The sequence below is a fragment of the Rhodanobacter geophilus genome (assembly GCF_040812275.1).
GTDB lineage: Bacteria > Pseudomonadota > Gammaproteobacteria > Xanthomonadales > Rhodanobacteraceae > Rhodanobacter_A > Rhodanobacter_A geophilus.
Genome location: NZ_JBFOHL010000010.1, coordinates 44,916 through 68,737 on the forward strand (window position 1 = coordinate 44,916; position 23,822 = coordinate 68,737).

Genomic DNA, 23,822 nt, shown 5'->3' on the forward strand with positions numbered 1-23,822 from the left:
CCGTTGCGGATGCCGGCCTCCTTGCCTCACTTGACCTCTTCCAGATCGATGTCGATGCCGAGCGAGCGGATTTCCTTCACCAGCACGTTGAAGGATTCCGGCATGCCTGCCGCCATCTCGTGGTTGCCGTCGACGATGTTCTTGTACATCTGGTTGCGGCCCTGCACGTCGTCGGACTTCACCGTCAGCATTTCCTGCAGGGTGTAGGCCGCGCCGTAGGCTTCCAGCGCCCAGACTTCCATTTCGCCGAAGCGCTGGCCGCCGAACTGCGCCTTGCCGCCCAGCGGCTGCTGGGTGACCAGCGAGTACGGGCCGGTGGAACGCGCATGCATCTTGTCGTCGACCAGGTGGTTGAGCTTCAGGTAGTGCATGTAGCCCACGGTCACCGGGCGGTCGAATGCCTCGCCGGTGCGGCCGTCGAACAGCACGGTCTGGCCCGACTCGGGCAGATCCGCCAGCTTCAGCATCGCCTTGATCTCGGTCTCCTCGGCACCGTCGAACACCGGCGTGGCCATCGGCACGCCCTGTTGCAGGTTGCTCGCCAGGGCCAGGATTTCCTCGTCGGTCAGCGACTTGAGGTCGACGTGCTGCACCGCGCCGGAGACATGGTGGTTGTAGATCTGGTCGAGGAACTCGCGGATCTGCTTGACCTTGGCCTGCGCCTCCAGCATCTGCTGGATCTTCTTGCCCAGGCCCTTCGCGGCCCAGCCGAGGTGCACCTCGAGGATCTGGCCGATGTTCATACGCGAAGGCACGCCCAGCGGGTTCAGGCAGATGTCCATCGAGGTGCCGTCGGCCATGTGCGGCATGTCCTCCACCGGCACCACGTTCGACACCACGCCCTTGTTGCCGTGACGGCCGGCCATCTTGTCGCCCGGCTGGATGCGGCGCTTCACGGCCAGGAACACCTTGACCATCTTCAGCACGCCCGGCGCGAGGTCGTCGCCCTGGGTGATCTTGCCCTGCTTCTCCTTGAAGCGCTTGTCGAACTCCTCCTTGTGGCGCTTGACCTGCTCGGCCGCACGCTCGAGGAATTCGGTGACCGCCTCGTCCTTGACGTTGATCTTGAACCAGTCGTCCTTCTTCAGGCCGTCCAGGTAGGCGTCGGTGATCTCGGCGCCGCGCTTCAGGCCGCCCGGGCCGCTCATCGCGCTCTGCCCGACCAGCTGGATGCGCATGCGGTTGTAGATCGCGCCTTCGAGGATGCGGAACTGGTCGTCGAAGTCCTTGCGGATGCGCTTGATCTCGGTTTCCTCGATCTGCTTGGCGCGCTTGTCCTTCTCGATGCCGTCGCGGGTGAACACCTGCACGTCGATCACCGTGCCGTCCATGCCGGGCGGCACGCGCAGCGAGCTGTCCTTCACGTCGCTCGCCTTCTCGCCGAAGATCGCGCGCAGCAGCTTCTCTTCCGGCGTCAGCTGGCTCTCGCCCTTCGGCGTGACCTTGCCGACCAGGATGTCGCCGGCCTTCACCTCGGCACCGATGTAGACGATGCCGCTCTCGTCGAGGCGGGCCAGCGCCTGCTCGCCCACGTTCGGGATGTCGGCGGTGATTTCCTCGGCGCCCAGCTTGGTGTCGCGCGCGACGCAGGCCAGTTCCTCGATGTGGATCGAGGTGTAGCGGTCCTCCTGCACGACGCGCTCGGAGAGCAGGATCGAGTCCTCGAAGTTGTAGCCGTTCCACGGCATGAAGGCGATCAGCATGTTCTGGCCGAGCGCGAGCTCGCCCAGGTCGGTCGACGAACCGTCGGCCAGGGTGTCGCCCTTCGCCACCACGTCACCCACGTTCACCAGCGGGCGCTGGTTGAGGTTGGTGTTCTGGTTGGAGCGGGTGTACTTGGTCAGCGTGTAGATGTCGACGCCGGCGTCGTTCTCGCCAACCTCGGCCTCGTTCACGCGCACCACGATGCGGCCGGCGTCGACCTGGTCGATCACGCCGCCACGCCTGGCGCTGACGGTGACGCCGGAGTCGCGCGCCACGGCGCGCTCGATGCCGGTGCCCACCAGCGGGGTCTGCGAACGCAGGGTCGGCACGGCCTGGCGCTGCATGTTCGCGCCCATCAGCGCGCGGTTCGCGTCATCGTGCTCCAGGAACGGCACCAGCGCGGCCGCCACCGACACGGTCTGCATCGGCGAAACGTCCATGTAGTCGACTTCGGCCGCCGGACGCAGCTCGGACTCGCCGCGGAAACGGCAGGAGACGAACTCCTCGACGAAGGCGCCATGCTTGTCCAGCGGCGAGTTCGCCTGGGCGATCACGTGGTCGCCTTCCTCGATCGCCGACAGGTAGTCCACCGTATTGGTGACCTTGCCGTGCGCGACCTTGCGGTACGGCGTCTCCAGGAAGCCGTACTGGTTGGTGCGCGCGTACACGGCCAGCGAGTTGATCAGGCCGATGTTCGGGCCTTCCGGCGTCTCGATGGTGCAGACGCGGCCGTAGTGGGTCGGGTGCACGTCGCGCACCTCGAAGCCGGCGCGCTCGCGCGTCAGGCCGCCCGGGCCCAGCGCCGAGACGCGGCGCTTGTGCGTCACTTCCGACAGCGGGTTGTTCTGGTCCATGAACTGCGAAAGCTGCGAGGAGCCGAAGAACTCCTTCACCGCCGCCGCCACCGGCTTGGCGTTGATCAGGTCCTGCGGGGTGAGGCCGTCGGCCTCGGCCAGCGACAGGCGCTCGCGCACCGCGCGCTCCACGCGCACCAGGCCGATGCGGAAGGTGTTCTCGGTCATCTCGCCGACCGAGCGCACGCGACGGTTGCCGAGGTGGTCGATGTCGTCCACGGTGCCGTGGCCGTTCTTGATGTCGATCAGCACCTTCAGCACGTCGAGGATGTCGGAGCTCTCGCCCTGCGCCTTGACCAGGCGCTGGGACTCCTCTTCCTTGCGCTCGCTGAAATACTTGTGGTCGTACAGCACGCCCGGACCGAGGATGTCCTTGCGGCCCACGCGGCGGTTGAACTTCATGCGACCCACGGCCGAAAGGTCGTAGCGGTCGAAGGTGAAGAACAGGTTGAAGAACAGGTTCTGCGCGGCATCCTTCGTCGGCGGCTCGCCCGGACGCATCATGCGGTAGATCTCCACCAGCGCCTCCAGCGGGGTGCGGGTGTTGTCGATGCGCAGGGTATGCGAGATGTAGGCGCCGCGGTCGAGGTCGTTGACGTACAGCGTCGGCACGACGTCGATGCCGGCCTTGCGGAAGTTCTCCAGCTGCTCGGCGGTGATCTCGTCATTGGCCGAGGCCAGCAGCTCGCCGGTCTTCGGGTCGACGATGTCGATCGCCAGGATGCGGCCGACCGGGTAGTCGTCCGGCACTTCCAGCGCGGTGATGTTCTCGGCCGCGAGCTGGCGCACGTGGCGCGCGGTGATGCGCTTGCCGGCTTCCACCAGCACCTTGCCGCCGATCGCGAGGTCGAAGCTCAGGGTCTCGCCGCGCAGGCGCTCGGCGACCAGCTCCAGCGTGGTGCCGCCCTTGGCGCCCAGGTGGAACACGTTGTGCTCGAAGAAGATATTGAGCATCTCCTCGTTGCTGTAGCCCAGCGCGCGCAGCAGCACGGTCACCGGCAGCTTGCGGCGACGGTCGATGCGGGTGAACAGCGCGTCCTTCGGGTCGAACTCGAAGTCCAGCCAGGAGCCGCGGTAGGGGATCACGCGGGCGGAGAACAGCAGCTTGCCCGAGCTGTGCGTCTTGCCGCGGTCGTGGTCGAAGAACACGCCCGGCGAACGGTGCAGCTGCGAGACGATGACGCGCTCGGTGCCGTTGATGATGAAGGTGCCGGTGTCGGTCATGAGCGGGATCTCGCCCATGTAGACCTCCTGCTCCTTGACGTACTTCACCGCCTTCTTCGAGGCCGGGCTGTCCTTGTCGTAGATCACCAGGCGCACGGTGACGCGCAGCGGCGCGCCGAAGGTCATGCCGCGGTTGCGGCACTCGCGCTCGTCGAAGCCCGGCTCGCCGAGGCGATAGTCGACATATTCCAGCGCGGCGTTGCCCGAGTAGCTCACGATCGGGAACACCGACTTCAAGGCGGCATGCAGACCCTTGTCTTCGCGCTGCTTGGGCGCGACGTGCTCCTGCAGGAATTCCCGGTAGGAATCGGTCTGGATGGTCAGCAGGTTGGGCACGCCCAGCACGGGGGGCCGCTTGCCGAAATCCTTGCGGATGCGCTTCTTCTCGGTAAACGAGTAGGTCATGGGTTGACGCCTCGGTTCGCAGTGACGCCGGTGGTGCACGCACCGGCTGAATGGGGATGCTTGGATCTGGGGGATCGCGGTTGTCGACTCCTGGCGAATCGACAGCCGCGATGCCTCAGAGCAGGAGCATCCGTGCTCGATGGGCGATAAATGGGCTCCTGCCCATTTATTGCTCGCCCGCCAGGGGCGGGCTCCGCTGGATCAGGCGCTTGCGCGTGAACCACGGCGGGCCGTCCTGGCCCGCCGCGCGGCTCAGCGCCGCGCGGCTCTTGAAGCGGGCAAAGCCCGGGGGCTCTCGCCCCCAGGCTTGCTTGACGCTAAGCCAAACTGACGGCGCGCAAGGGCGCCGATTACTTCAGTTCGACCGTGGCGCCGGCAGCTTCCAGGTCCTTCTTGAACTTCTCGGCGTCTTCCTTCGACACGGCTTCCTTCAGGACGCCGCCGGCCTCGGTGAGGTCCTTGGCTTCCTTCAGGCCCAGGCCGGTGATGGCGCGGACGGCCTTGATCACGTCGACCTTCTTGTCGCCGGCGGACTTCAGGATCACGTCGAACTCGGTCTGCGCCTCGGCAGCCGGGGCGGCAGCGCCACCGGCGGCGGCCACGGCGACCGGGACGGCGGCGGACACGCCAAACTTCTCTTCGATGGCCTTCACCAGCTCCATCACTTCCATCAGCGACTTGGCGGCGACGGCTTCAACGATCTGTTCGTTGGTCAGGGACATTTTGATTTACCTCTGGAAATGGATTCGATACGGGTAAGCGTCGGGATCAGGCGGCCGCGGGGGCTTCGGCGGCGGCTTCGCCACCACCCTGCTTGTCGGCCACGGCCTTGACGGCGCGGGCGAACATCGCCGCCGGTTCCGCCAGCACGCGGGCCAGCATGGCCAGCGCCTCGTCGCGGGTCGGCAGCGAGGCCAGCACGTCGACGTGCGCGGCGGGCAGCAGCTTGCCTTCCACCGAGACGACCTTCGCCTTGAGCTTTTCGTTGCTCTTGGCGAATTCCTTGATCAGGCGACCGGCAGCGCCGGGCTCCTCGGTCGAGAACGCGTACAGCAGCGGACCGGTCAGGGCGTCCTTGACGACCTCGAACTCGGTACCTGCCACGGCGCGCGACGCCAGCGTGTTCTTGACAACCTTCAGGAACACGCCGGTCTCGCGGGCCTTCTTGCGCATCGCGGTCATCTGTTCGACCGTGGTGCCCGCGTACTCGGCAGCGACCAGGGAGTGGGCCTTCGCGGCGACTTCTGCCAGCTCGGCGACTACTTCTTGCTTCTGGGACAGATTGAGAGCCATTGCACTCCTCCAAATGAACTCCGCTCACGGCTCCTGCCGCTTGCGGTCCTGGGCGACGCCTTCCGTGACGTCGGGGACGCGGGGCGTCCCGGGTGGTGGCCTTTCCAGAACGACGAATCATTCCAGTGGGGGCGGCACCATCTGCGCAGGCCGGATGCGGGCATCCGATTAAGCGACCGGCTTGGCGGCGACGGCGATTCCCTGCCATGAGCGAGCTCCCTGCCCGTCGTCGTCGCGCACTGGTCGCGCCTGCGGTCTTTGACGGCTGCACGGCCATGTGGCCGCACTGCCCTCAAAAACGGCCCGCGCGACAAGCTGCCGCGCGGGAAAAACTCTTGCTTACTTGGTCGCGATGTTCAGCGACGAGGTGTCGACGGTAACGCCGACGCCCATCGTGGACGACAGCGCCACCTTCTGCAGGTACTGGCCCTTGGCCGTGGCCGGCTTGGCCTTCAGCAGGTCGTTGACCAGCGCGTTGAGGTTGTCCGCGAGCTGCGCGGCCTCGAACGTGGCCTTGCCGATGGTGGCGTGGATGATGCCCGCCTTGTCGTTGCGGAACTTCACCTGGCCGGCCTTGGCGTTCTTCACCGCGGTGGCGACGTCGGCCGTGACCGAGCCGTCCTTCGGGTTCGGCATCAGGCCGCGCGGGCCGAGCAGCTGACCCAGCTTGCCGACCACGCGCATCGCGTCCGGTGTGGCGATCACGCGACCGAAGTCGAGGTCGCCGGCCTGCATGCGCTCGGCCAGGTCGTCCATGCCGACGGCGTCGGCACCGGCGGCCTTGGCGGCCTCGGCCTTCTCGCCGGCCGGCACGAACACGGCGACCTTGACGGTCTTGCCGGTGCCGTGCGGCAGCAGCGAGGAGCCGCGCACGCCCTGGTCCGACTTCTTGGCGTCGATGCCGAGGCGCACGGCCACGTCGACGGATTCGGCGAACTTCGCCTTGGCGTTGTCCTTGACGATCTTCAGGGCCTCTTCGAGGCCATAGACCTTGCCCGGCTGCACAGCGGCCTGGGCGGCCTTCATACGCTTGGTGATCTTTGCCATGTCTTAACCCTCCACCACCAGGCCCATGCTGCGCGCGCTACCGGCAATGGTGCGCACCGCGGCATCCAGATCGGCAGCCGTCAGATCCGGCTCCTTCTGCTTCGCAACGTCTTCCAGCTGCTTGCGGGTGATCTTGCCGACCTTGTCGGTGTTCGGCTTGGACGAGCCCTTGGCGACGCCGGTGACCTTCTTGATCAGCACGGTGGCGGGCGGGGTCTTGGTGATGAAGGTGAAGCTGCGGTCGGAGTACGCGGTGATGATGGTCGGGATCGGCAGACCCGGCTCCATCTTCTGCGTGGCGGCGTTGAACGCCTTGCAGAACTCCATGATGTTCAGGCCGCGCTGACCCAGCGCCGGACCGACCGGCGGGCTGGGGTTGGCCTGACCGGCCTTGACCTGCAGCTTGATGTAGCCTACGACTTTCTTTGCCATTGGATTTTCCTCGCGAGTTCAGGCGCCTTGCGGCTCCTCGCCATGCAACTTCCCTGGTTGAGAGGGGAATCCGCGCTCCCGCGGTTTCCTGAAACACGGACACGCCGGGTCGTGAGACCCCGGCGGGAACCGTGCAGTATAAAGATTGACCAGCCGCCTAGCAAGCCCCGTGCCGAATTCCCTTCTCCCCTGCGGGAGAAGGTGGCCCGAAGGGCCGGATGAGGGGCCACACAGGCCTTGACGCCAGACCGGAGAGCGCTTCGAATCAATCCCTGCGCGAGCCCCGGCCCCTCACCTCAATCCTCTCCCCGGAGGGGAGAGGAGGCGAACGTGCGATGCAATGCCGCTTCGTTCAAAAATTTCCGCTGGATCAGGCTTTTTCGACCTGACCAAATTCGAGCTCCACGGGGGTGGAGCGGCCGAAGATCAGCACTGCCACGCGCAGGCGGCTCTTCTCGTAATTGACTTCCTCGACCACGCCGTTGAAGTCGTTGAACGGGCCCTCGGTGACGCGCACCATCTCGCCCGGCTCGAACAGCACCTTGGGCTTGGGTTTTTCCACGCCCTCGCGCACGCGGCTCAGGATGGTGTCGGCCTCGCTGTCGCGAATCGGCAACGGACGATCGGCGGTGCCGCCGATGAAACCCATCACCTTCGGGGTTTCCTTGACCAGGTGCCAGCACTCGTCGTCGATGCGCGGCGCCTTGCCCTCGGTGTTGGTCTCGATCTGCACCAGCACGTAGCCGGGGAAGAACTTGCGATCGCTGCGGCGCTTCTGGCCGCCGCGCATCTCGATCACTTCCTCGGTCGGCACCAGCACCTCGCCGAACCTCTCTTCCATGCCGGCGCGCTGGATGCGCTCGGAAAGCGCCCGCTTCACCTGGTTCTCGAAGCCCGAATAGGCGTGCACCACATACCAACGCTTGCTCACGGCTTTGCCCTCACAGCTTGAGCAGCCAGTCGAGAATGACCGACTTCAGGATCAGGTCGATCAGGCCCAGCAGCAGCGACAGGATGATGACCACGAGAATGATGATGCCCGTGGTCTTGATCGTCTCGTCGCGAGTCGGCCAGACCACCTTGCGCATTTCGAACTGCGACTCGGCAAGGAAGTGTCGCACGCGGCGACCCAGCGCGGTGAATGCGGCGATCGCCAACGCGATCACCAGCGCCGCCAGCACGCCCAGCAGGCGCACCACCGGCGGCACGCCGGCGTCGTTGCTGAACCACGAGTACGCCACGATGCCGGCCACCAGGATCACGGCGGCCAGCACCAGTTTGCCGATATCGGCGGCGGTCGTGCCCTTGGGCTGTTCTGCCTTGGTATTCATGCGCAGTCTGCGGATGTCATCGGCTACCGGATACGGAAAGCGTCCGGTACACCGCCATCCGTCGTCGATCCTCGGAATGATGGCACGCCAGGAGGGACTCGAACCCCCAACCTGCGGTTTTGGAGACCGCTGCTCTGCCAATTGAGCTACTGGCGTACACGGCTTGAACTTGAAACACGATGGCGAGCGGATGGAAGTCCGCTCGCCTCGCGAAGGTTGTTTCGGCCATCCTCCTTGATGGCAAGGATCAACCCGGCATCCATGCCGGACCATTCATAAGAGCTGCTTACTTGATGACCTTGGCGACGACGCCGGCGCCGACGGTGCGGCCACCCTCGCGGATCGCGAAGCGCAGGCCCTCGTCCATCGCGATCGGGTGGATCAGGCTCACCACCATCTTCACGTTGTCGCCCGGCATCACCATCTCCACGCCTTCCGGCAGCTGCACCGCGCCGGTCACGTCCGTGGTGCGGAAGTAGAACTGCGGGCGGTAGCCCTTGAAGAACGGGGTGTGACGGCCACCCTCTTCCTTCGACAGCACGTACACCTCCGCCTCGAAGTCCGTGTGCGGCGTGATCGAGCCCGGCTTCGCCAGCACCTGGCCACGCTCCACGTCGTCGCGCTTCAGACCGCGCAGCAGCAGGCCCACGTTGTCGCCCGCCTGGCCCTGGTCCAGCAGCTTGCGGAACATTTCCACGCCCGTCACCGTGGTCTTCTGCGTCGGGCGGATGCCCACCACCTCGATTTCCTCGCCGACCTTGATGATCCCGCGCTCCACGCGACCGGTCACCACTGTGCCGCGGCCCGAGATCGAGAACACGTCCTCGACCGGCATCAGGAACGGACGGTCGATCTCGCGCACCGGCTCCGGGATGTAGCTGTCCAGCGCGTCCACCAGCTTGATGATCGCCGGCACGCCGATTTCGCTCTGGTCACCTTCCAGCGCCTTCAGCGCCGAACCGTGGATGATCGGCGTGTCGTCGCCCGGGAAGTCGTACTTCGACAGCAGCTCGCGCACTTCCATCTCGACCAGCTCCAGCAGCTCGGCGTCGTCCACCATGTCCGCCTTGTTCAGGAACACGATGATGTACGGCACGCCCACCTGCCGCGACAGCAGAATGTGCTCGCGCGTCTGCGGCATCGGGCCGTCCGCCGCCGAGCACACCAGGATCGCGCCGTCCATCTGCGCCGCACCCGTGATCATGTTCTTCACGTAGTCCGCATGGCCCGGGCAGTCCACGTGCGCGTAATGGCGCTTCGGCGACTCGTATTCCACGTGCGCCGTCGAGATCGTGATCCCGCGCGCCTTCTCTTCCGGCGCCGCGTCGATCGCGTCGTAGGCCTTGAATTCGCCGCCGAAACGCTCCGCACCAACCTTCGTCAGCGCCGCCGTCAGCGTCGTCTTCCCGTGGTCCACGTGACCGATCGTACCCACGTTCACGTGGGGCTTGGTGCGCTCGAACTTGCCCTTTGCCATACGCCAGAATCCCGGTGGAGTCAGAAAGATGAGGAAACAACCGCCCGGAGCGGGCGACACATGCAGATGGTGCTCATGACTGGAATCGAACCAGCGACCTCTTCCTTACCAAGGAAGTGCTCTACCGACTGAGCTACATGAGCGTAATTTTCAGCCGTCCTCCATGACGGCAAGGAACAGAACCGGCATCCTGCCGGACTCTTCAAGTAAAGCTAAGCGAGATCAATGGAGCGGGAGACGGGAATCGAACCCGCACCATCAGCTTGGAAGGCTGAGGTTCTACCATTGAACTACTCCCGCCCTGCGCGGAGCCTGTTGCCGCATCGACCAACCCGATCCGGCGAAACCAGTCCAACCGCAATCTTTCGCGAACTCGACTGGTGGAGGGAGGTGGATTCGAACCACCGAAGGCGTAAGCCAGCAGATTTACAGTCTGCCCCCGTTGGCCGCTTGGGTATCCCTCCAACAAAGAACGCGTATTGTGTGGATCGGCCTGCCGACTGTCAACACCCGTGAGCGCCTGAAACCGCATCGCAAGCCCGTTCCGCAGGCGGATTTCAGCCCGGATTCTGCTGGTTCTCGTCGGCCCGCAGGTCGACCAGCCGCTCCATCTCCCGCGACAATTCCTGCAGCCGCCGCGCATGCGCCTGCAACTGCCGCTCGCCATCGTCGCGCGGCTCCCAGTGCGGCACCGGCGTGGGCTTGCCGTCCGGGGCGTCCAGCGCCACGAACACCATCACGCAGCTGGTCGCCAGGCGCTGCTCGTTCTTGCGCAGGTCGCTGGCCAGAACATCCACCGCCATATGCATGCTGCTGGTGCCGGTGTGGATCAGCCGCGCCCGCACCGTGACCAGGTCGCCGATCAGGATCGGCGCCACGAACTGGATGCCGCTGACCGAAGCGGTGACGCAGTAGGCCCCGCTCCACGCCACCGCACAGGCGTAGCCGGCCTGGTCGATCCATTTCATCGCCATGCCGCCGTGCACCTTGCCGCCGAAGTTGACGTCGGTGGGCTGGGCGAGGAAGCGGAAGGTCACCTCGTGCTGCTGGCCTGGCATGCGCATCCCGGTTGTTGCGGCTGGGAGTGGGCATTATGCCCGCTTGCCGCGCACCGGCACGCGTTCCAGCGCCATCGGCGTGGTGAGCACGCCGTTCGGTGAAAGCCGCTCCGGCCCGGTGGCCACGAAGCCCAGCCGCAGGTAGGCCGGCACCGCACAGCGCGAAGCGTTGAGCGTGAAGCGGCGCGTGCCGGCGCGGCGCACCGCGTCGGCCATCGTACGCTGCCACAGCTGCCGCGCGATGCCGCGACCCTGATAGCGGGTGCCGACGAAGAGCTGGGTGAGGTGACTGTCGTCGCGCAACGTCGCCACGCCCACCAGGGTGGCGCCGTACCAGGCGAGCTGGAAGCGATGGCCTTCCTGCATGCGCAGGCGCTGGGCCGCCGTGCCCTGACGCGCCAGGAGCGCCCGTCCCGCCTCGTGCGGCTGGTCGGGCACGATCCAGCGCCGCGTCACCCGACGCACCAAGGCAGCCACCGCATGCGCGTCGCCGGGACGCCCCGACCGGATCCGCAGCACCGCCCCCGCCATGCCCCACCCCACGCCTTGCCGAGCGGTGCGCATCCTTGCACGGAAGGGGCACCGTCGGCACGTGCCGCCCGCAAGCGGCAGGCGGCGGGACTCAGACGTTGAACAGGAAGTGCAGCACGTCGCCGTCCTTGACCACGTAGTCCTTGCCTTCCTTGCGCAGGCGGCCGGCGGCGGCGGCGCCGGACTCGCCCTTGTACTGGATGAAATCGTCGTAGGAGACGGTTTCGGCGCGGATGAAGCCGCGCTCGAAGTCGGTGTGGATCACGCCCGCGGCCTGCGGCGCGGTATAGCCGCGCTTGATCGTCCAGGCGCGCACTTCCTTCACGCCCGCGGTGAAGTAGGTCTGCAGGTCGAGCAGCTTGTAGCCGGCGCGGATCACGCGGTTCAGGCCCGGCTCGTGCAGGCCCAGGTCCTTGAGGAACTCGTCGCGGTCGGCATCGTCGAGCTGGGCCAGTTCCTCCTCGATGGCGGCGCACACCGGCACCACCTCGGCGCCTTCTTCCGCGGCGCGGGCGCGCACGGCGTCGAGGTGCGGGTTGTTCTCGAAGCCGTCCTCCAGCACGTTGGCGATGTACATCAGCGGCTTCAGGGTGAGCAGGAACAGGTCGCGCACCAGCGCCTTTTCCTCGTCGTCCAGCTTCACGCTGCGCGCCGAGCGCCCTTCGTTGAGCGCCGCGGCAAGCTTCTGCAGCACCGGCTTCTTCGCCAGCGCTTCCTTGTCGTTGGCCTTGGCGGCGCGCTCGGCGCGGTTCAGCGCCTTCTCCACCGATTCCAGGTCGGCCAGCGCCAGCTCGGTGTCGATCGTCTCGATGTCGGCAATCGGGTCGACCTTGCCGGCCACGTGCACGATGTCGCCGTGCTCGAAGCAGCGCACCACGTGGGCGATCGCGTCCACCTCGCGGATGTGCGCGAGGAACTTGTTGCCCAGGCCCTCGCCCTTCGAGGCGCCGGCGACCAGGCCGGCGATGTCGACGAACTCGACCGCGGTCGGGATCACCTTCTGCGGCTTGACGATCCCGGCCAGCGCGTTGAGGCGCGGGTCGGGCACCGGCACCACGCCCACGTTCGGCTCGATCGTGCAGAACGGGAAGTTCGCCGCGGCGATGCCGGCCTTGGTCAGCGCGTTGAACAGGGTGGACTTGCCGACGTTGGGCAGGCCGACGATGCCGCATTTGATGCCCATGGTGGAACTCCGGGGAACACAGGGAATGAGGAAACGGGGAATGGGGAACGGGGAGCGTGCGGGTCAGGAAAAGACGGAACGGCGCGGCGCTTGCCGGGCGCTCATGTTCCCCGTTCCCCGTTCCCCGCTCCCGCCGTATGAAGCTGCTGCATCGCCTTGTCGAACTGGCCTTGCACGGCCAGCGGCAGCACGTCCAGGGCGCGGGCGATGCCGTCGAGGATCGCGTCCTCGTCCTGTGCCGAAGGCCGGCCCAGCACCCACGGGGTGACCTGGTCGCGATGGCCGGGATGGCCGATGCCGAGGCGCAGGCGATGGAACTTGCCGTGGTCCAGGTGGGCCACGATGTCGCGCAGTCCGTTCTGGCCGCCGTGGCCGCCATCGAACTTCAGGCGCGTGGTGCCGGCGGGGAGGTCCAGGTCGTCGTGGGCGACCAGACACTCCTCCGGCGAAATCTTGTAGTAGCGCAGCGCGGAGGCGACCGCGATGCCGCTCTTGTTCATGAAGGTCGCAGGCTTGAGCAGCCACACAGGCTCGCCGCCGACGCGCAGCTTGCAGCTCTCGCCGTGCAGCTTGCCGTCGAAGCTCCAGCGCCCGTCCTGCCCTGCCGCCAGGGCATCAACAAACCAGAACCCGGCGTTGTGCCGGGTTCGGAGGTATTCGGCACCGGGATTGCCCAGCCCGACGATGAGTCGCAAACCCGCCATGACGGCCAGCAAGCGCCTGGGCCCGCGCTCCAGCGGAGCGCGGGCCGCAGCGGCTTACTTCTTGGCGTCCTTGGCCGGCGCGGCGGCGGCAGGGGCGGCCTCGGCAGCAGCGTCCTCGGCGGCCGGCGCTTCCTCGGCCTCTTCCTTCACCGTGTTCGCGGTGACCACCGTGGTGTCGTGGTCGGCGCCCAGGTGCAGTGCCACGATCTCCACGCCCTTCGGCAGCGTCAGCTGCGACAGGTGGATGATGTCGCCGGGCTTCAGGCCGGCCAGGTCCAGCTCGATGAACTCGGGCAGGTCCTTCGGCAGGCAGGAAACCTCCACTTCCGTCAGGTTGTGCGAGATCACCACGCCGGAGGTCTTGGCGGCGTCGGACTTCTCCTGGTTCAGGAAGTGCAGCGGCACGTTCACGCGGATGGCGTGGTTCTCGTCGATGCGCAGGAAGTCCATGTGCATCATCTGCTGCTTGAACGGGTGCTTCTGCCAGTCGCGCACCAGCACCTTCTGCACCTTGCCGTCGACGTTCAGGTCGAGCACGGAGGAGAAGAACCACTCGTGCTTGGCGGCGAGCAGGATGGTGTTGTGCTCGATCTGGATGCTCTGCGCGGGCTGGCCCGCACCGTAGACGACGGCCGGAACGTAGCTCGCGCGACGCAGGCGGCGGCTCGCACCCTTCCCCTCGTCCTTGCGGCTCTCGGCCTTGATTTCATGAGTCTGTGCCATTTCGGTACTACCTTGGGTTGGAAAACCGCCTCGCGACGGTTGCTCGACTTTTCCGCGACCAGAAAAGCCGGTTGCTTCTGCGCGCCATCCTTGCCGCGAAAAGCTGGACATCAAAACCGCCCGTCCCGGGCGGACTTTCAAATTCTCAATCGATGTACAGCGAACTCACCGACTCGCCGAAGGCGATGCGGCGGATCGTCTCGGCCAGCAGCTCGCCCACCGAGAGCTGGCGGATCTTCGCGCAGGCCTGCGCCTCGGCGCTCAGCGGCAGCGTGTTGGTGACCACCAGCTGGTCGAGCTGGGAGTTCTCCAGGTTGCTCATCGCCGCACCGGACAGTACCGGATGCACGCAGTAGGCCACCACCTTCCTCGCACCGCGCTCCTTCAGCGCCGCGGCCGCGGCGCACAGCGTGCCGGCGGTATCGACGATGTCGTCCACCATCACGCAGGTCTTGCCGTTCACGTCGCCGATGATGTTCATCACCGTGGCCACGTTCGCCTTCGGGCGGCGCTTGTCGATGATCGCCAGGTCCGCGTCGTCGAGGCGCTTGGCCAGCGCGCGGGCGCGCACCACGCCGCCCACGTCCGGGCTGACCACGATCATGTCGTCCATGCTGAAGTGGCGCCAGATGTCGGCCAGCAGCACCGGCGAGGCGTAGACGTTGTCCACCGGGATGTCGAAGAAGCCCTGGATCTGCTCGGCGTGCAGGTCCACCGTGAGCACGCGGTCGACGCCGGCGGTGCCGATCATCTTGGCCACCAGCTTCGCGGTGATCGGCACGCGCGCCGAACGCGGGCGGCGGTCCTGCCGCGCGTAGCCGAAGTACGGGATCACCGCGGTGACGCTGGCGGCGGAGGCACGCTTCAGCGCGTCGGCCAGCGCCAGCAGCTCGACCAGGTTCTTCGCGCTCGGCGCGCCGGTGGGCTGCAGCACGAACACGTCCTGGTTGCGGACGTTCTCCTCGATCTCGATCTGCACCTCGCCGTCGCTGAAGGTGCTGACCAGCGCCTTGCCGAGCGGCACGCCCAGGCGATGGGCGACGTCCTCGGCCAGCGCGGGGTGCGCCTTGCCGGCAAACAGCATCATCGGGCTGGACCTGTCCACGCTCGCGTTCCTCGGAAACCTGCAATCTGTACTGGATGGCTGGGGCGGCAGGATTCGAACCTGCGCATGCGGGAATCAAAATCCCGTGCCTTAACCAGCTTGGCGACGCCCCAACATTTGTTCACTGCGCCACGTCCGTGTGACGAGAAGCCCCAGCGGCCGTCCGGGCCAGACTTCTCGACATTCACCACGCCACATCCATGCAACGGAAAGCTCCCTTGGCCGTCCTGGCCGTACTTTTCAATAAACCGCGCCGCTGCGGCCACGGCGTCGAGTCAACTCGTCTTCGCTCCGGCTGAAGCCGCGTGGTGACGGTCCAGTGCCGCCAGCAGCGGCGAGCGGCTCACGCCATTCGCCACGTGGGCGCCGAACTCACTGGGGCACTGCGCCGCCACGGCTTCGGCCTGCTCTCGCGTAGCCGTTTCCAGGAACATGCAGCCGCCGCTGCCGGAAAGCCGTGCCGGCCCATGCCGACCCAGCCAGTCCAGCGCCGCCGCCACGCGGGGATGGCGCTTGCGCACCACCGGCGTGAAGGCGTTTTCCGTCGTTTCGCCCGAAACAAAGGATGAAATTGTCGCCGGGGGCGCATTTCGTGTCAATTCAGGCGCTTGAAACAGCGCTGTGGTGGGCACGTGCTCGTGCGGATCGAGCACCACGTAGTGCCGCCGCGGCAGCGCCAGCGGGGTGAGCCGCTCGCCCACGCCCTCGGCCCAGGCCGAGCGGCCGCGCACGAACACCGGCACGTCGGCACCCAGCCGCCGGCCCAGTTCGGCCAACGCGTCCTCGTCCAGCCTGCAGCGCCACAGGTGGTTCAGCGCCACCAGCACGGTGGCGGCGTCCGAACTGCCGCCGCCGAGGCCGCCACCCATCGGGATGCGCTTTTCCAGCCCGATCTCGGCGCCTGGCGCGACACCCGCGTGCTCGCGCAGCAGGCGCGCGGCGCGTACCACCAGGTCGCTTTCGGCCGGCACGCCGGGCACGTCGGTGACACGGCGGATCGCACCATCCCCGCGTACGCGCAGGCGCAGCTCGTCGCCCCAGTCGAGCAGGCGGAACACGGTCTGCAACTCGTGGTAACCGTCGGCGCGGCGGCCGGTGATGCGCAGGAACAGGTTGAGCTTGGCCGGCGCGGGCCAGCGCGTCCAGCCTTCGGATGAAGCCTGCAGCCGGCGGCGCATGAAGACGCGCAGATGCATCGGGAAACCGCGCTCGCGGTCATGCGCATGGTGTTCCACCAGCGCCGGGGTGTATTGCCGCGGATCGATCGCCTCGAAACCATGCCGCGCATAGAACGGCGCATTCCACGGCACATCCGAAAGCGTGCCCAGCACCACCGACGGATAGCCCGACTCGGCCGCCCACGCGCAGGCATGCTCCAGCAGCGCCGCGCCGATGCCGCGCCGGCCGTGGCTGGGCAGCACGTCGATCTCGGCAATGCCGATCTCGCCGTCCTCGACCGCCACGCCCACGAAACCCGCGGCGCGGCCATCCTCGTCCAGGGCCACCCACACATGCCCCGCAACGATGGCCTCGGCCAGCGCCTGCGCATCCATCGGCGCGGCGGCATAGGACGGCCACGCGGGATGGCCGCGAAACAGCTCCTGCGCCGCGCGCTCGATGTCGCGCAGCGTGTCGGCCTGGTCGAGGCGGGCGGGAACGATGGTGCAGCTCATGCGGGAAACCCTGGCGGGCCGCGCAGTCTAGCGGATCGTCCAGTTCTCCACCGACAGGCGCACCTTGTACGGCGGTCGCGAGGCGAAGATGGTGGTGGGCAGCGGCGGCTGGCGCGTGATGTCCCAGGCGCGGTAGTCCACCGCCCAGCCGTCCTGCGTGAGCAGCGAAGGCAGGCGGTTGTCGCCGAACGCCAGCTCGGCGGGGCCGCTGTCGGCGCGCAGGCCCAGCACCCAGGCGCGCAAGTCGTGCAGCGGGACTTCCCAGCCCAGCGCGCGGCGCATCAGTGCCTCGGCATCCGCGCCCTGCAAGGGGCCGCCGTCCAGCCCCTTCAGCAGGGCGCCGTCGGGGCCGCCGCTGAGCTCGAAGCTGCGGCCGGTGATCGGCGTGCGGAACACGAAGCGGTAATGGTCGCCGTCCTGGGTCCAGGTGAAACCGCCGCTGCCGCCGTCGCGGCCGTCGGAGACCCCCAGCCGCCCTTCCAGCGTCCAGTGGTCGGCATGCGCGAGCGCCTGTTCGCGCGCGTGCTGCGCATTGAGCAGGGACGCGTCCCCCTTGAGGCGCACCGCCTGCTGCGGCACGCAGGCGGCCAGCAGCAGCGGCAGCACCGCCGCGAGGAGTCGCACGGGATGTTTCATGGGTTCAACCGTTTCAGGGCGCTTTGCAGGCTGGCGTTGTGCGGGTCGATCTTGCGCACTTCATCGAACACGCGCTGCGCGCCCTGGCGATCGCCCTGCTTCCACAGCACCTCGCCCAGGTGCACGCCGACGTCGGCATCCTTGCCCGCCTGCCACGCGCCACGCAGGGTCTGCACCGCCTGCCGCAGGTGACCCAAGCGGTACTGCACCCAGCCCCAGGAGTCGGCGATCGCCGGGTCGTTCGGCCGCGCCGCACGCGCCTTGGCCACCAGCTGCTCCGCCTCGGGCAGGTCGCGGTTCGCGTCGGCCAGGGTGTAGCCCAGCGCATTGCTGGCGTCGATGTCGCCGGGCTTGAGCTTGAGCAGGCTGCGGAAATCCCGCACCGCCAGATCGATCTGGCCGGCCTCGGCATAGGCCAGGCCACGGCCGTACAGCAGGCCGGGATCGTTCGGCACCACCTGCAGCGCGCGGGTGAACGCATTGATCGCCGGCACGTAGCGTTGCTCGCGCATGTAGAGCTCGGCGTCGAGCTGCCAGGCCTGGCGCAGCTGGGCCGGCTGGTCGAGGTAGTCCAGCTGCATCTGGCCCAGCAGTTCGTGCGCCGCGGCGCTCTTGCCCTGCGCCTGCAGCAGCACGGCGCTGCGCAGGTCGGCATCGAAGGCGTGCGGATCGTCGTCGCCGACCTGGCCGTACCAGGCCAGCGCCTCGGTGTCGTGGTGCTGCATCTCGGCCAGCTGGCCGAGCAGGAAGGCGTTCTGCTCGCGCACGTCGGGACCGGCCTGCTGCAGCTGGCGGTACAAGGCGGCCAGGGCCTTGGTGTCCTTGCTGCGCGCGGCCAGCGCGGCGCGCAGCTGGTAGGTGTCGGCGTCCTGCGGGCCGTGGTCCAGCAGCTTCGCGGCCGCCGCGTAGTCGCCGGCCTCGCTGAGCATGCTGGCGTAGACCAGGCGCAGGCGCACGTTGTCGGGTGCCTTGGCGATCGCCTGCTGCAGCAGGGCGCGCGCGCCCTGGCTGTCGCCGTTGCGGGCCTTCATCTGCGCCGCCCAGGCGTAGACCTCGGCATTGTTGCGGAAGCGCCCCATCGCGGCATCCGCGATGCGCTGCGCGTAGGCGTGGCGGCCCAGCTTGTCGCCCAGCTCGCTCATCGCCAGCCAGGCCTGCGGATCGGCAGGCAGGCGCTGCGGCGTGGCCAGCGCCTCCAGCAGCTGCCCGGCCTGGGCCTGGTCGCGCGCGCCCAGCAGCACCTGGCCGAATTCGCGCCAGGCATTCTTGTCATGGCTGCCGGTGAGGATCTGCAGCTGGCGCTGTGCCTCGTCCGTGTCGCCGCGGTTCAGCGCCAGCCGGGCGCGCGCCTGCGCCATCGCCGCCGGCTTGGCACCCAGCGCCTGCCAGCGGTCCAGCGCGCGGCCGGCAGCCGCATCGTCGTGTGTCGCGATCGCCAGCATCGCGGCGCGCTCGGCCACTTCGGGGTCGTCGCCCAGCGTCATCGCCTTGCCGTAGTGGACGGCAGCGGTCTTCAGATCGCTGTGGCCCAGCGCCATCTCGCCGGCCAGCAGCTGCGCGAGCAGGTCGTGGTCCTCGTCCGGCGTCACCACCGTCATCCGCGCCAGCGGCTGGGCGGCCCCTGCCGCCTTGGCAGGCTGCCTGAGCGGCGCCTGGGCGCAGGCGGCCAATCCGAGCATCAGCGTCGCGGCTGCCGTAAAATGCCGCATCTGCTTGAATCCGCAACACCTGCTTCGCACACTGACCACCGTCTGTCCGTTCGTCTGCCTATCCAGCCACGACCGTGTCCGTATCCACGGCGCCTCGACGACAAGCTTAGCCTACGCCGCCAGATCCACGCCGGAAGATTCGCCACACCATGCCGCTGATCGCCCTCGGGCTCAACCACCTCACCGCGCCGGTCACCCTGCGCGAACAGGTGGCGTTCGACCCCGAAGCCACCGCCGCCGCCCTGCACGAACTGCAGCAGGAACCCGGCGTGGAGGAGGCGATGATCCTGTCCACCTGCAACCGCACCGAGCTGTACGTGGGCGTGGCCGCCGGCGCCGAACAGCTGCCGCTGGCGTGGCTGAGCCGACACCACCGTCTGACTCCCGGCAAGCTGGACGAGTTCCTGTATCGGCACGACGAGCAGGACGCGGCGCGCCACCTGTTCCGCGTCGCCACCGGACTGGATTCGATGGTGCTGGGCGAGCCGCAGATCCTCGGCCAGGTGAAGGACGCCTACCAGCTCGCGCGCGAGGCGCACACGCTGAAGGCGCCGCTGGACCGCCTGCTGCAGCACACCTTCGCGGTGGCCAAGCGGGTACGCACGGAAACCCGCATCGGCGCGCACACCGTGTCGGTGGCGTTCACCGCGGTGCGCCTCGCCGAGCAGGTGTTCGCCGACCTGCGCGAGGCCTGCGTGCTGCTGATCGGCGCGGGCGACACCATCGAACTGGCCGCACGCCACCTCGCCGACAAGCAGGCACGCCGGCTGATCGTGGCGAACCGCACGCTGGAGACCGCGCAGGAACTCGCCGGCCGCTACGGCGGCTACGCGGTCGCGCTGGCCGACCTGCCACAGCATCTGGCCGAAGCCGACATCGTGATTTCCTCCACCGCCGCGCGCCAGCCCGTCGTCACCCGCGCGATGGTCGAACAGGCGCTGGCCGCGCGCCGGCGCAAGCCGATGTTCATGGTCGACATCGCCGTGCCGCGCGACATCGAGCCCGCCGTGGCCGAACTGCCCGACGTGTACCTCTACGGCATCGACGACCTGCAGCAGGTGATCGACGACAACCGCCGCTCGCGCGCCGCCGCCGCGCGCGAGGCCGACGCCATCATCGACCTGCAGGTGGACCGCTACATGGCCTGGCGCCGCGCGCTCACCCTGCGCAATCCCGCGCTGGACCTGCGCCAGCACGCCGAGGCGTACCGCGACGAAGTGCTGGACAAGGCCCGCGCCATGCTCGCGCGCGGCAAGTCGCCCGAGGAGGCACTGGGCTTCCTCGCCCATACGCTCACCAACAAGCTGCTGCACCACCCCAGCGCGCGCCTGCGCGAGGCGGCGCTTTCCGGCGACCTCGACCTGCTGCACGCGGCCGGACGGCTGTACGGGCTGGACGAGGAAGAACCGGGCCCGCGGGACGCGTAGCGAGGGCGGCTGGCTGCCGCCTCCCGCACCCGTGCGGTCGCTGCGGCGGCCGCCCCGTCCCCGCACTCACGCCCGCCCATGACCCCTTCCATCCGCCGCAAACTCGAAACCCTCGCCGAACGCCACGAGGAGATCGGCCTGCTGCTGGCCCAGCCGGACGTGCTCGCCGACGGCACGCGCTTCCGCGACCTGTCGCGCGAGTACGCCCAGCTGGATCCGGTCACCACTGCGCTGCGCGAGCACGACGCTGCCGAACGCGAACTGGCCGATGCGCGCGCGATGCTGGACGACCCCGACCTCGCGGGGATGGCCGCCGACGACATCGCGCGGCTGGAAGCGCGCCTCCTCGAACTGGACGGCGAGCTGCAGGTCCTGCTGCTGCCGAAGGACCCGCGCGACGAGGCCAACCTCTACCTCGAAGTGCGCGCGGGCACCGGCGGCGACGAGGCGGCGATCTTCGCCGGCGACCTGTTCCGCATGTACCTGCGCTACGCCGAGCGCCGGCGCTGGCAGGTGGAAATCCTCAGCGAGCACGCCGGCGAGCACGGCGGCTACAAGGAGATCGTGGCGCGCGTCGAGGGCAAGGGTGCCTACTCGCGGCTGAAATTCGAGTCGGGCACCCATCGCGTGCAGCGCGTGCCGGAGACCGAATCGCAGGGGCGCATCCACACCTCGGCGGCCACGGTGGCGATCCTGCCCGAGCTGGACGAGATCGAAGCCATCGCGATCAACCCCGCCGACCTCAAGATCGACACCTTCCGCGCTTCCGGCGCCGGCGGCCAGCACGTCAACAAGACCGACTCGGCAATCCGCATCACCCACCTGCCCAGCGGCACCGTGGTGGAGTGCCAGGACGAACGCAGCCAGCACAAGAACCGCGCCCGCGCGATGAGCCTGCTGCAGGCGCGCCTGCTGGACGAGGCGCAATCGAAGCAGAGCGCGGCGCAGGCGCAGGAGCGGCGCCTGCAGGTGGGCTCGGGCGACCGCAGCCAGCGCATCCGCACCTACAACTTCCCGCAGGGCCGCATCACCGACCACCGCGTCAACCTCACCCTGTACCGCCTGCCCGAGATCATGCAGGGCGACCTGGACGAGCTGGTCGACACGCTCACCCGCGAGCACCAGGCCGACGCGCTGAAGGCCCTCGCCTGACGTTTGGCAACGCTGGCGGCCTCGGTTAGCGTTGCGCCATGGCCAGCACATCCTTCGCCGATGTCAACGCCGTACTGAACCGGCTGAACGCCCTGCTGCAGGACGGCGCGTTTGCCGATGCCGCGAATCTCGCTGCCGGCGCACGCCTGGGATTTCCCATGGCGGCGGAACTGGCCCGATTGCACGGCATCGCCCTCATGCAACTGGGGCGCATCAGGGAGGCGCGGATGGCCCTGGTCCGTGCGGCGGAACTGGCGCCCGAAAGCGTCGAGACGCAATGCAGCCTGGCCAGCATTGCGCTGGCCGACGGCGGGGCCGACGCCGCCATCGAGCGCATGCGCGCCACGCTGCGCCGCGCGCCGGATCACCCTGCGGCCCTGCAGATGCTCGGCACCGCGTTGATGGTCGCCACGCGCTATACCGAGGCCCGCGATTCATTCGCCCAGGCCTTGCAGGCCATGCCGCAGCATCCGGCCCTGTGCCTGGATCTCGCCAACGCCGAACTGCAACTTGGCCATGTCGAGCAAGCCGAGGCGCGGGTGCGCGACGCCCTGCAGATCGCACCCGGGTCCGACACCGCGCACGCCCTGCTCGCGCAGGTGCTGCAGGTGCAGGGCCGTTCCCGGGAAGCCGTCGATGCCTGGCTGCAGGCCGAGCGCCTCGACCCGCGCAACGCGCAATATCCCTGCGAAGCGGGCCGGATGCTGGAGGGGATGGGCAAGCTCGAAGCGGCTGCCGATGCCTTCGACCGGGCGCTCCGTGTGGACCCGAATCACCTCCAGGCACTGGGCCGGCTGGTCTCCCTGCGGCGCCGGCTGTGCGACTGGCGCGAGCTGGACACGCTTGCCCAGCGCCTGCGCCAGGCAGCAGCTTCGGGCCGCGCCATCGTCAACCCGTCGGCACTGCTTTCCGAGGACGTGGAGCCGGCCGTGCAACAGCGCGCCGCCAGGGCCTGGGCGGCCACCGTCGAGCAACGGCTCGCGCCATTGCGGCGGCGGCTCGACTTCACGCACCCCAGGCCCCCGCTGGACATGCCGATACGCGTGGGCTTCGTCGCCGATGGCTTCAACGAACACGCCACCGGCCTGCTGGTGGTCGCGCTGCTCGAAGCCTTGCCCGGCAACCCGCTGGAACTGCACCTGTTCGCCACCACGCCGGACGACGGCGGCCCCACCCGCCGCCGGCTGGCCGCCGCCGCCAGATTGCACGATGTCTCGACGCTCAAGCCGGCGCAGGTCGCCCGGCGGATCCACGCGGCCGGCATCGAGATCCTGTTCGACCTCAACGGCTATCGCGGCAAGGACGGTGCCGAGCTGATGGCCTTGCGCGCCGCACCGCTGCAGGTGGGCTGGCTGGCCTGCCCCGGCACCTCGGGCGCGCCCTGGATGGATTACCTGCTGGCCGACGCCGTGATGCTGCCGGACAGCCTGCGTGTCCACGTCCGCGAAAAACTGCTGCGCCTGCCGCGCTGCTGCCAACCCAGCGACACCACCCGCATCGTGCGGCCCGCGCCCGCGCGCGCGGACTGCGGCCTGCCCGCACACGGCACCGTATTCGCCTGCTTCAACGGCAGCCACAAGCTCAACGCGGCCTCGTTCGGGCGGATGACGAAGATCCTGCAGCAGGTGCACGACAGCGTGCTGTGGCTGTGCTCCGGCCCGGAAGGCGCGGACGATCGCCTGCGCGAGGCAGCCGCCGCTGCCGGCATCGCGCCGGAGCGGCTGGTCTTCATGCCGCGCCTGCCGCATCTGGAGTACCTGGCGCGCTACAACCACGCCGACCTGTGCCTGGACACGCTGCCCTGCACCGCGCACGCCACCGCGTCGGATGCGCTGTGGGCAGGCTGCCCGCTGCTCACCTGCCGCGGCCACGGCTTCGCCGGCCGGATCGCCGCCAGCCTGCTCCATCACCTGGACATGCCGGAGCTCGTCTGCGAGAACGAGGACGCCTTCATCGCCACGGCCGTCCTGTACGGCAACGATCGCGACGCGCTCGACATGCTTCGCCTGCGCCTTGCGATGCAGCGCGCCAACAATCCGCTGTTCGACATGCAAGGCTTTGCCGCTGACTTCCGCCGCATGATCAAGGCCATCAGCGCCAGGTATCGCAGCGGGCGCCCAGCGGCAGACCTGGATGGGTAACCCGCGTACGGCC

20 protein-coding genes and 5 tRNA genes are annotated in these 23,822 nt (G+C 68.1%); 3 read left to right on the forward strand and 22 right to left on the reverse strand.

All coding sequences use genetic code 11. The features are described 5' to 3' along the window. Window positions 1-26: 26 nt before the first annotated feature. The 22 genes from rpoB to ABQJ56_RS12075 form a co-directional block, all read right to left on the reverse strand. Window positions 27-4,187, reverse strand: a complete 4,161-nt coding sequence (rpoB, locus tag ABQJ56_RS11970; RefSeq protein WP_367845239.1) for a DNA-directed RNA polymerase subunit beta — start codon at window positions 4,185-4,187, stop codon at window positions 27-29. Window positions 4,188-4,537: 350 nt separating this feature from the next. Then, a complete protein-coding gene (gene rplL, locus ABQJ56_RS11975; protein WP_367845240.1) occupies window positions 4,538-4,909 on the reverse strand; it encodes a 50S ribosomal protein L7/L12 in 372 nt (123 codons plus the stop codon). Window positions 4,910-4,955: 46 nt separating this feature from the next. Then, window positions 4,956-5,480 carry a 50S ribosomal protein L10 gene (gene rplJ, locus ABQJ56_RS11980; RefSeq protein WP_367845241.1) on the reverse strand — a complete coding sequence of 175 codons (525 nt, stop codon included), beginning with the start codon at window positions 5,478-5,480 and terminating at the stop codon, window positions 4,956-4,958. A gap of 339 nt (window positions 5,481-5,819) precedes the next feature. Then, a complete protein-coding gene (rplA, locus tag ABQJ56_RS11985) occupies window positions 5,820-6,527 on the reverse strand; it encodes a 50S ribosomal protein L1 (protein ID WP_367845242.1) in 708 nt (235 codons plus the stop codon). A 3-nt stretch (window positions 6,528-6,530) separates the two neighbouring features. Continuing rightward, a complete protein-coding gene (gene rplK / locus ABQJ56_RS11990) occupies window positions 6,531-6,959 on the reverse strand; it encodes a 50S ribosomal protein L11 (protein ID WP_192105778.1) in 429 nt (142 codons plus the stop codon). Between the two features lie 370 nt (window positions 6,960-7,329). Next, window positions 7,330-7,890 (reverse strand): transcription termination/antitermination protein NusG, encoded by a 561-nt coding sequence (nusG, locus tag ABQJ56_RS11995; protein ID WP_367845243.1) that lies wholly within the window; start codon window positions 7,888-7,890, stop codon window positions 7,330-7,332. Between the two features lie 10 nt (window positions 7,891-7,900). Further along, window positions 7,901-8,290 (reverse strand): preprotein translocase subunit SecE, encoded by a 390-nt coding sequence (gene secE, locus ABQJ56_RS12000; protein ID WP_367845244.1) that lies wholly within the window; start codon window positions 8,288-8,290, stop codon window positions 7,901-7,903. Between the two features lie 80 nt (window positions 8,291-8,370). Further along, window positions 8,371-8,446 (reverse strand) — tRNA-Trp (locus tag ABQJ56_RS12005). 130 nt (window positions 8,447-8,576) lie between these two features. Next, window positions 8,577-9,767, reverse strand: a complete 1,191-nt coding sequence (gene tuf, locus ABQJ56_RS12010) for an elongation factor Tu (RefSeq protein ID WP_367845235.1) — start codon at window positions 9,765-9,767, stop codon at window positions 8,577-8,579. A 67-nt stretch (window positions 9,768-9,834) separates the two neighbouring features. Beyond that, a tRNA-Thr gene (locus ABQJ56_RS12015) sits at window positions 9,835-9,910 on the reverse strand. 83 nt (window positions 9,911-9,993) lie between these two features. Next, window positions 9,994-10,067 (reverse strand) — tRNA-Gly (locus ABQJ56_RS12020). Window positions 10,068-10,145: 78 nt separating this feature from the next. Next, window positions 10,146-10,231, reverse strand: a tRNA-Tyr gene (locus tag ABQJ56_RS12025). A gap of 93 nt (window positions 10,232-10,324) precedes the next feature. Beyond that, window positions 10,325-10,825, reverse strand: coding sequence for an acyl-CoA thioesterase (locus tag ABQJ56_RS12030; protein ID WP_367845245.1), 501 nt, complete (start codon window positions 10,823-10,825; stop codon window positions 10,325-10,327). A gap of 33 nt (window positions 10,826-10,858) precedes the next feature. Beyond that, window positions 10,859-11,344 (reverse strand): GNAT family N-acetyltransferase, encoded by a 486-nt coding sequence (locus tag ABQJ56_RS12035; protein WP_367845246.1) that lies wholly within the window; start codon window positions 11,342-11,344, stop codon window positions 10,859-10,861. Between the two features lie 103 nt (window positions 11,345-11,447). After that, window positions 11,448-12,539, reverse strand: coding sequence for a redox-regulated ATPase YchF (gene ychF, locus ABQJ56_RS12040; protein ID WP_367845247.1), 1,092 nt, complete (start codon window positions 12,537-12,539; stop codon window positions 11,448-11,450). Window positions 12,540-12,640: 101 nt separating this feature from the next. Next, window positions 12,641-13,243 (reverse strand): aminoacyl-tRNA hydrolase, encoded by a 603-nt coding sequence (gene pth / locus ABQJ56_RS12045; RefSeq protein WP_367845248.1) that lies wholly within the window; start codon window positions 13,241-13,243, stop codon window positions 12,641-12,643. 54 nt (window positions 13,244-13,297) lie between these two features. Beyond that, a complete protein-coding gene (locus ABQJ56_RS12050; RefSeq protein WP_367845249.1) occupies window positions 13,298-13,966 on the reverse strand; it encodes a 50S ribosomal protein L25/general stress protein Ctc in 669 nt (222 codons plus the stop codon). A gap of 145 nt (window positions 13,967-14,111) precedes the next feature. Beyond that, entirely contained in the window at window positions 14,112-15,050 is a 939-nt protein-coding gene (locus ABQJ56_RS12055) for a ribose-phosphate diphosphokinase (RefSeq protein WP_437343427.1), read from the reverse strand. A 57-nt stretch (window positions 15,051-15,107) separates the two neighbouring features. Next, window positions 15,108-15,184 (reverse strand) — tRNA-Gln (locus tag ABQJ56_RS12060). A gap of 162 nt (window positions 15,185-15,346) precedes the next feature. After that, entirely contained in the window at window positions 15,347-16,744 is a 1,398-nt protein-coding gene (gene ispE / locus ABQJ56_RS12065) for a 4-(cytidine 5'-diphospho)-2-C-methyl-D-erythritol kinase (RefSeq protein ID WP_367845250.1), read from the reverse strand. Window positions 16,745-16,771: 27 nt separating this feature from the next. Next, entirely contained in the window at window positions 16,772-17,380 is a 609-nt protein-coding gene (gene lolB / locus ABQJ56_RS12070) for a lipoprotein insertase outer membrane protein LolB (RefSeq protein ID WP_367845251.1), read from the reverse strand. Next, a complete protein-coding gene (locus ABQJ56_RS12075) occupies window positions 17,377-19,089 on the reverse strand; it encodes a tetratricopeptide repeat protein (RefSeq protein ID WP_367845252.1) in 1,713 nt (570 codons plus the stop codon). The genes lolB and ABQJ56_RS12075 overlap by 4 nt, the downstream gene beginning before the upstream one ends. 149 nt (window positions 19,090-19,238) lie before the next feature. Between ABQJ56_RS12075 and hemA the strand changes: the two genes are divergently transcribed. The 3 genes from hemA to ABQJ56_RS12090 all read left to right on the forward strand — a co-directional run bounded on the left by hemA (window position 19,239) and on the right by ABQJ56_RS12090 (window position 23,809). Further along, window positions 19,239-20,516, forward strand: coding sequence for a glutamyl-tRNA reductase (gene hemA, locus ABQJ56_RS12080; RefSeq protein ID WP_367845253.1), 1,278 nt, complete (start codon window positions 19,239-19,241; stop codon window positions 20,514-20,516). 78 nt (window positions 20,517-20,594) lie between these two features. After that, window positions 20,595-21,668: a peptide chain release factor 1 gene (prfA, locus tag ABQJ56_RS12085; protein WP_367845254.1), complete on the forward strand. Its 1,074-nt coding sequence runs from the start codon at window positions 20,595-20,597 to the stop codon at window positions 21,666-21,668. Between the two features lie 38 nt (window positions 21,669-21,706). After that, on the forward strand, window positions 21,707-23,809 hold the full coding sequence (locus ABQJ56_RS12090; RefSeq protein ID WP_367845255.1) for an O-linked N-acetylglucosamine transferase, SPINDLY family protein: 2,103 nt from the start codon (window positions 21,707-21,709) through the stop codon (window positions 23,807-23,809). Window positions 23,810-23,822 lie beyond the last annotated feature (13 nt).

What these genes read in the sequence shown, in the direction of transcription:
- rpoB (WP_367845239.1), bottom strand. Translation starts at nt 4,187, where the DNA reads ATGACCTACTCGTTTACCGAGAAGAAGCGCATCCGCAAGGATTTCGGC.
- rplL (WP_367845240.1), bottom strand. Translation starts at nt 4,909, where the DNA reads ATGTCCCTGACCAACGAACAGATCGTTGAAGCCGTCGCCGCCAAGTCG.
- rplJ (WP_367845241.1), bottom strand. Translation starts at nt 5,480, where the DNA reads ATGGCTCTCAATCTGTCCCAGAAGCAAGAAGTAGTCGCCGAGCTGGCA.
- rplA (WP_367845242.1), bottom strand. Translation starts at nt 6,527, where the DNA reads ATGGCAAAGATCACCAAGCGTATGAAGGCCGCCCAGGCCGCTGTGCAG.
- rplK (WP_192105778.1), bottom strand. Translation starts at nt 6,959, where the DNA reads ATGGCAAAGAAAGTCGTAGGCTACATCAAGCTGCAGGTCAAGGCCGGT.
- secE (WP_367845244.1), bottom strand. Translation starts at nt 8,290, where the DNA reads ATGAATACCAAGGCAGAACAGCCCAAGGGCACGACCGCCGCCGATATC.
- tuf (WP_367845235.1), bottom strand. Translation starts at nt 9,767, where the DNA reads ATGGCAAAGGGCAAGTTCGAGCGCACCAAGCCCCACGTGAACGTGGGT.
- ABQJ56_RS12030 (WP_367845245.1), bottom strand. Translation starts at nt 10,825, where the DNA reads ATGCCAGGCCAGCAGCACGAGGTGACCTTCCGCTTCCTCGCCCAGCCC.
- ychF (WP_367845247.1), bottom strand. Translation starts at nt 12,539, where the DNA reads ATGGGCATCAAATGCGGCATCGTCGGCCTGCCCAACGTCGGCAAGTCC.
- pth (WP_367845248.1), bottom strand. Translation starts at nt 13,243, where the DNA reads ATGGCGGGTTTGCGACTCATCGTCGGGCTGGGCAATCCCGGTGCCGAA.
- ABQJ56_RS12050 (WP_367845249.1), bottom strand. Translation starts at nt 13,966, where the DNA reads ATGGCACAGACTCATGAAATCAAGGCCGAGAGCCGCAAGGACGAGGGG.
- ABQJ56_RS12055 (WP_437343427.1), bottom strand. Translation starts at nt 15,050, where the DNA reads ATGCTGTTTGCCGGCAAGGCGCACCCCGCGCTGGCCGAGGACGTCGCC.
- ispE (WP_367845250.1), bottom strand. Translation starts at nt 16,744, where the DNA reads ATGAGCTGCACCATCGTTCCCGCCCGCCTCGACCAGGCCGACACGCTG.
- lolB (WP_367845251.1), bottom strand. Translation starts at nt 17,380, where the DNA reads ATGAAACATCCCGTGCGACTCCTCGCGGCGGTGCTGCCGCTGCTGCTG.
- ABQJ56_RS12075 (WP_367845252.1), bottom strand. Translation starts at nt 19,089, where the DNA reads ATGCGGCATTTTACGGCAGCCGCGACGCTGATGCTCGGATTGGCCGCC.
- hemA (WP_367845253.1), top strand. Translation starts at nt 19,239, where the DNA reads ATGCCGCTGATCGCCCTCGGGCTCAACCACCTCACCGCGCCGGTCACC.
- prfA (WP_367845254.1), top strand. Translation starts at nt 20,595, where the DNA reads ATGACCCCTTCCATCCGCCGCAAACTCGAAACCCTCGCCGAACGCCAC.
- ABQJ56_RS12090 (WP_367845255.1), top strand. Translation starts at nt 21,707, where the DNA reads ATGGCCAGCACATCCTTCGCCGATGTCAACGCCGTACTGAACCGGCTG.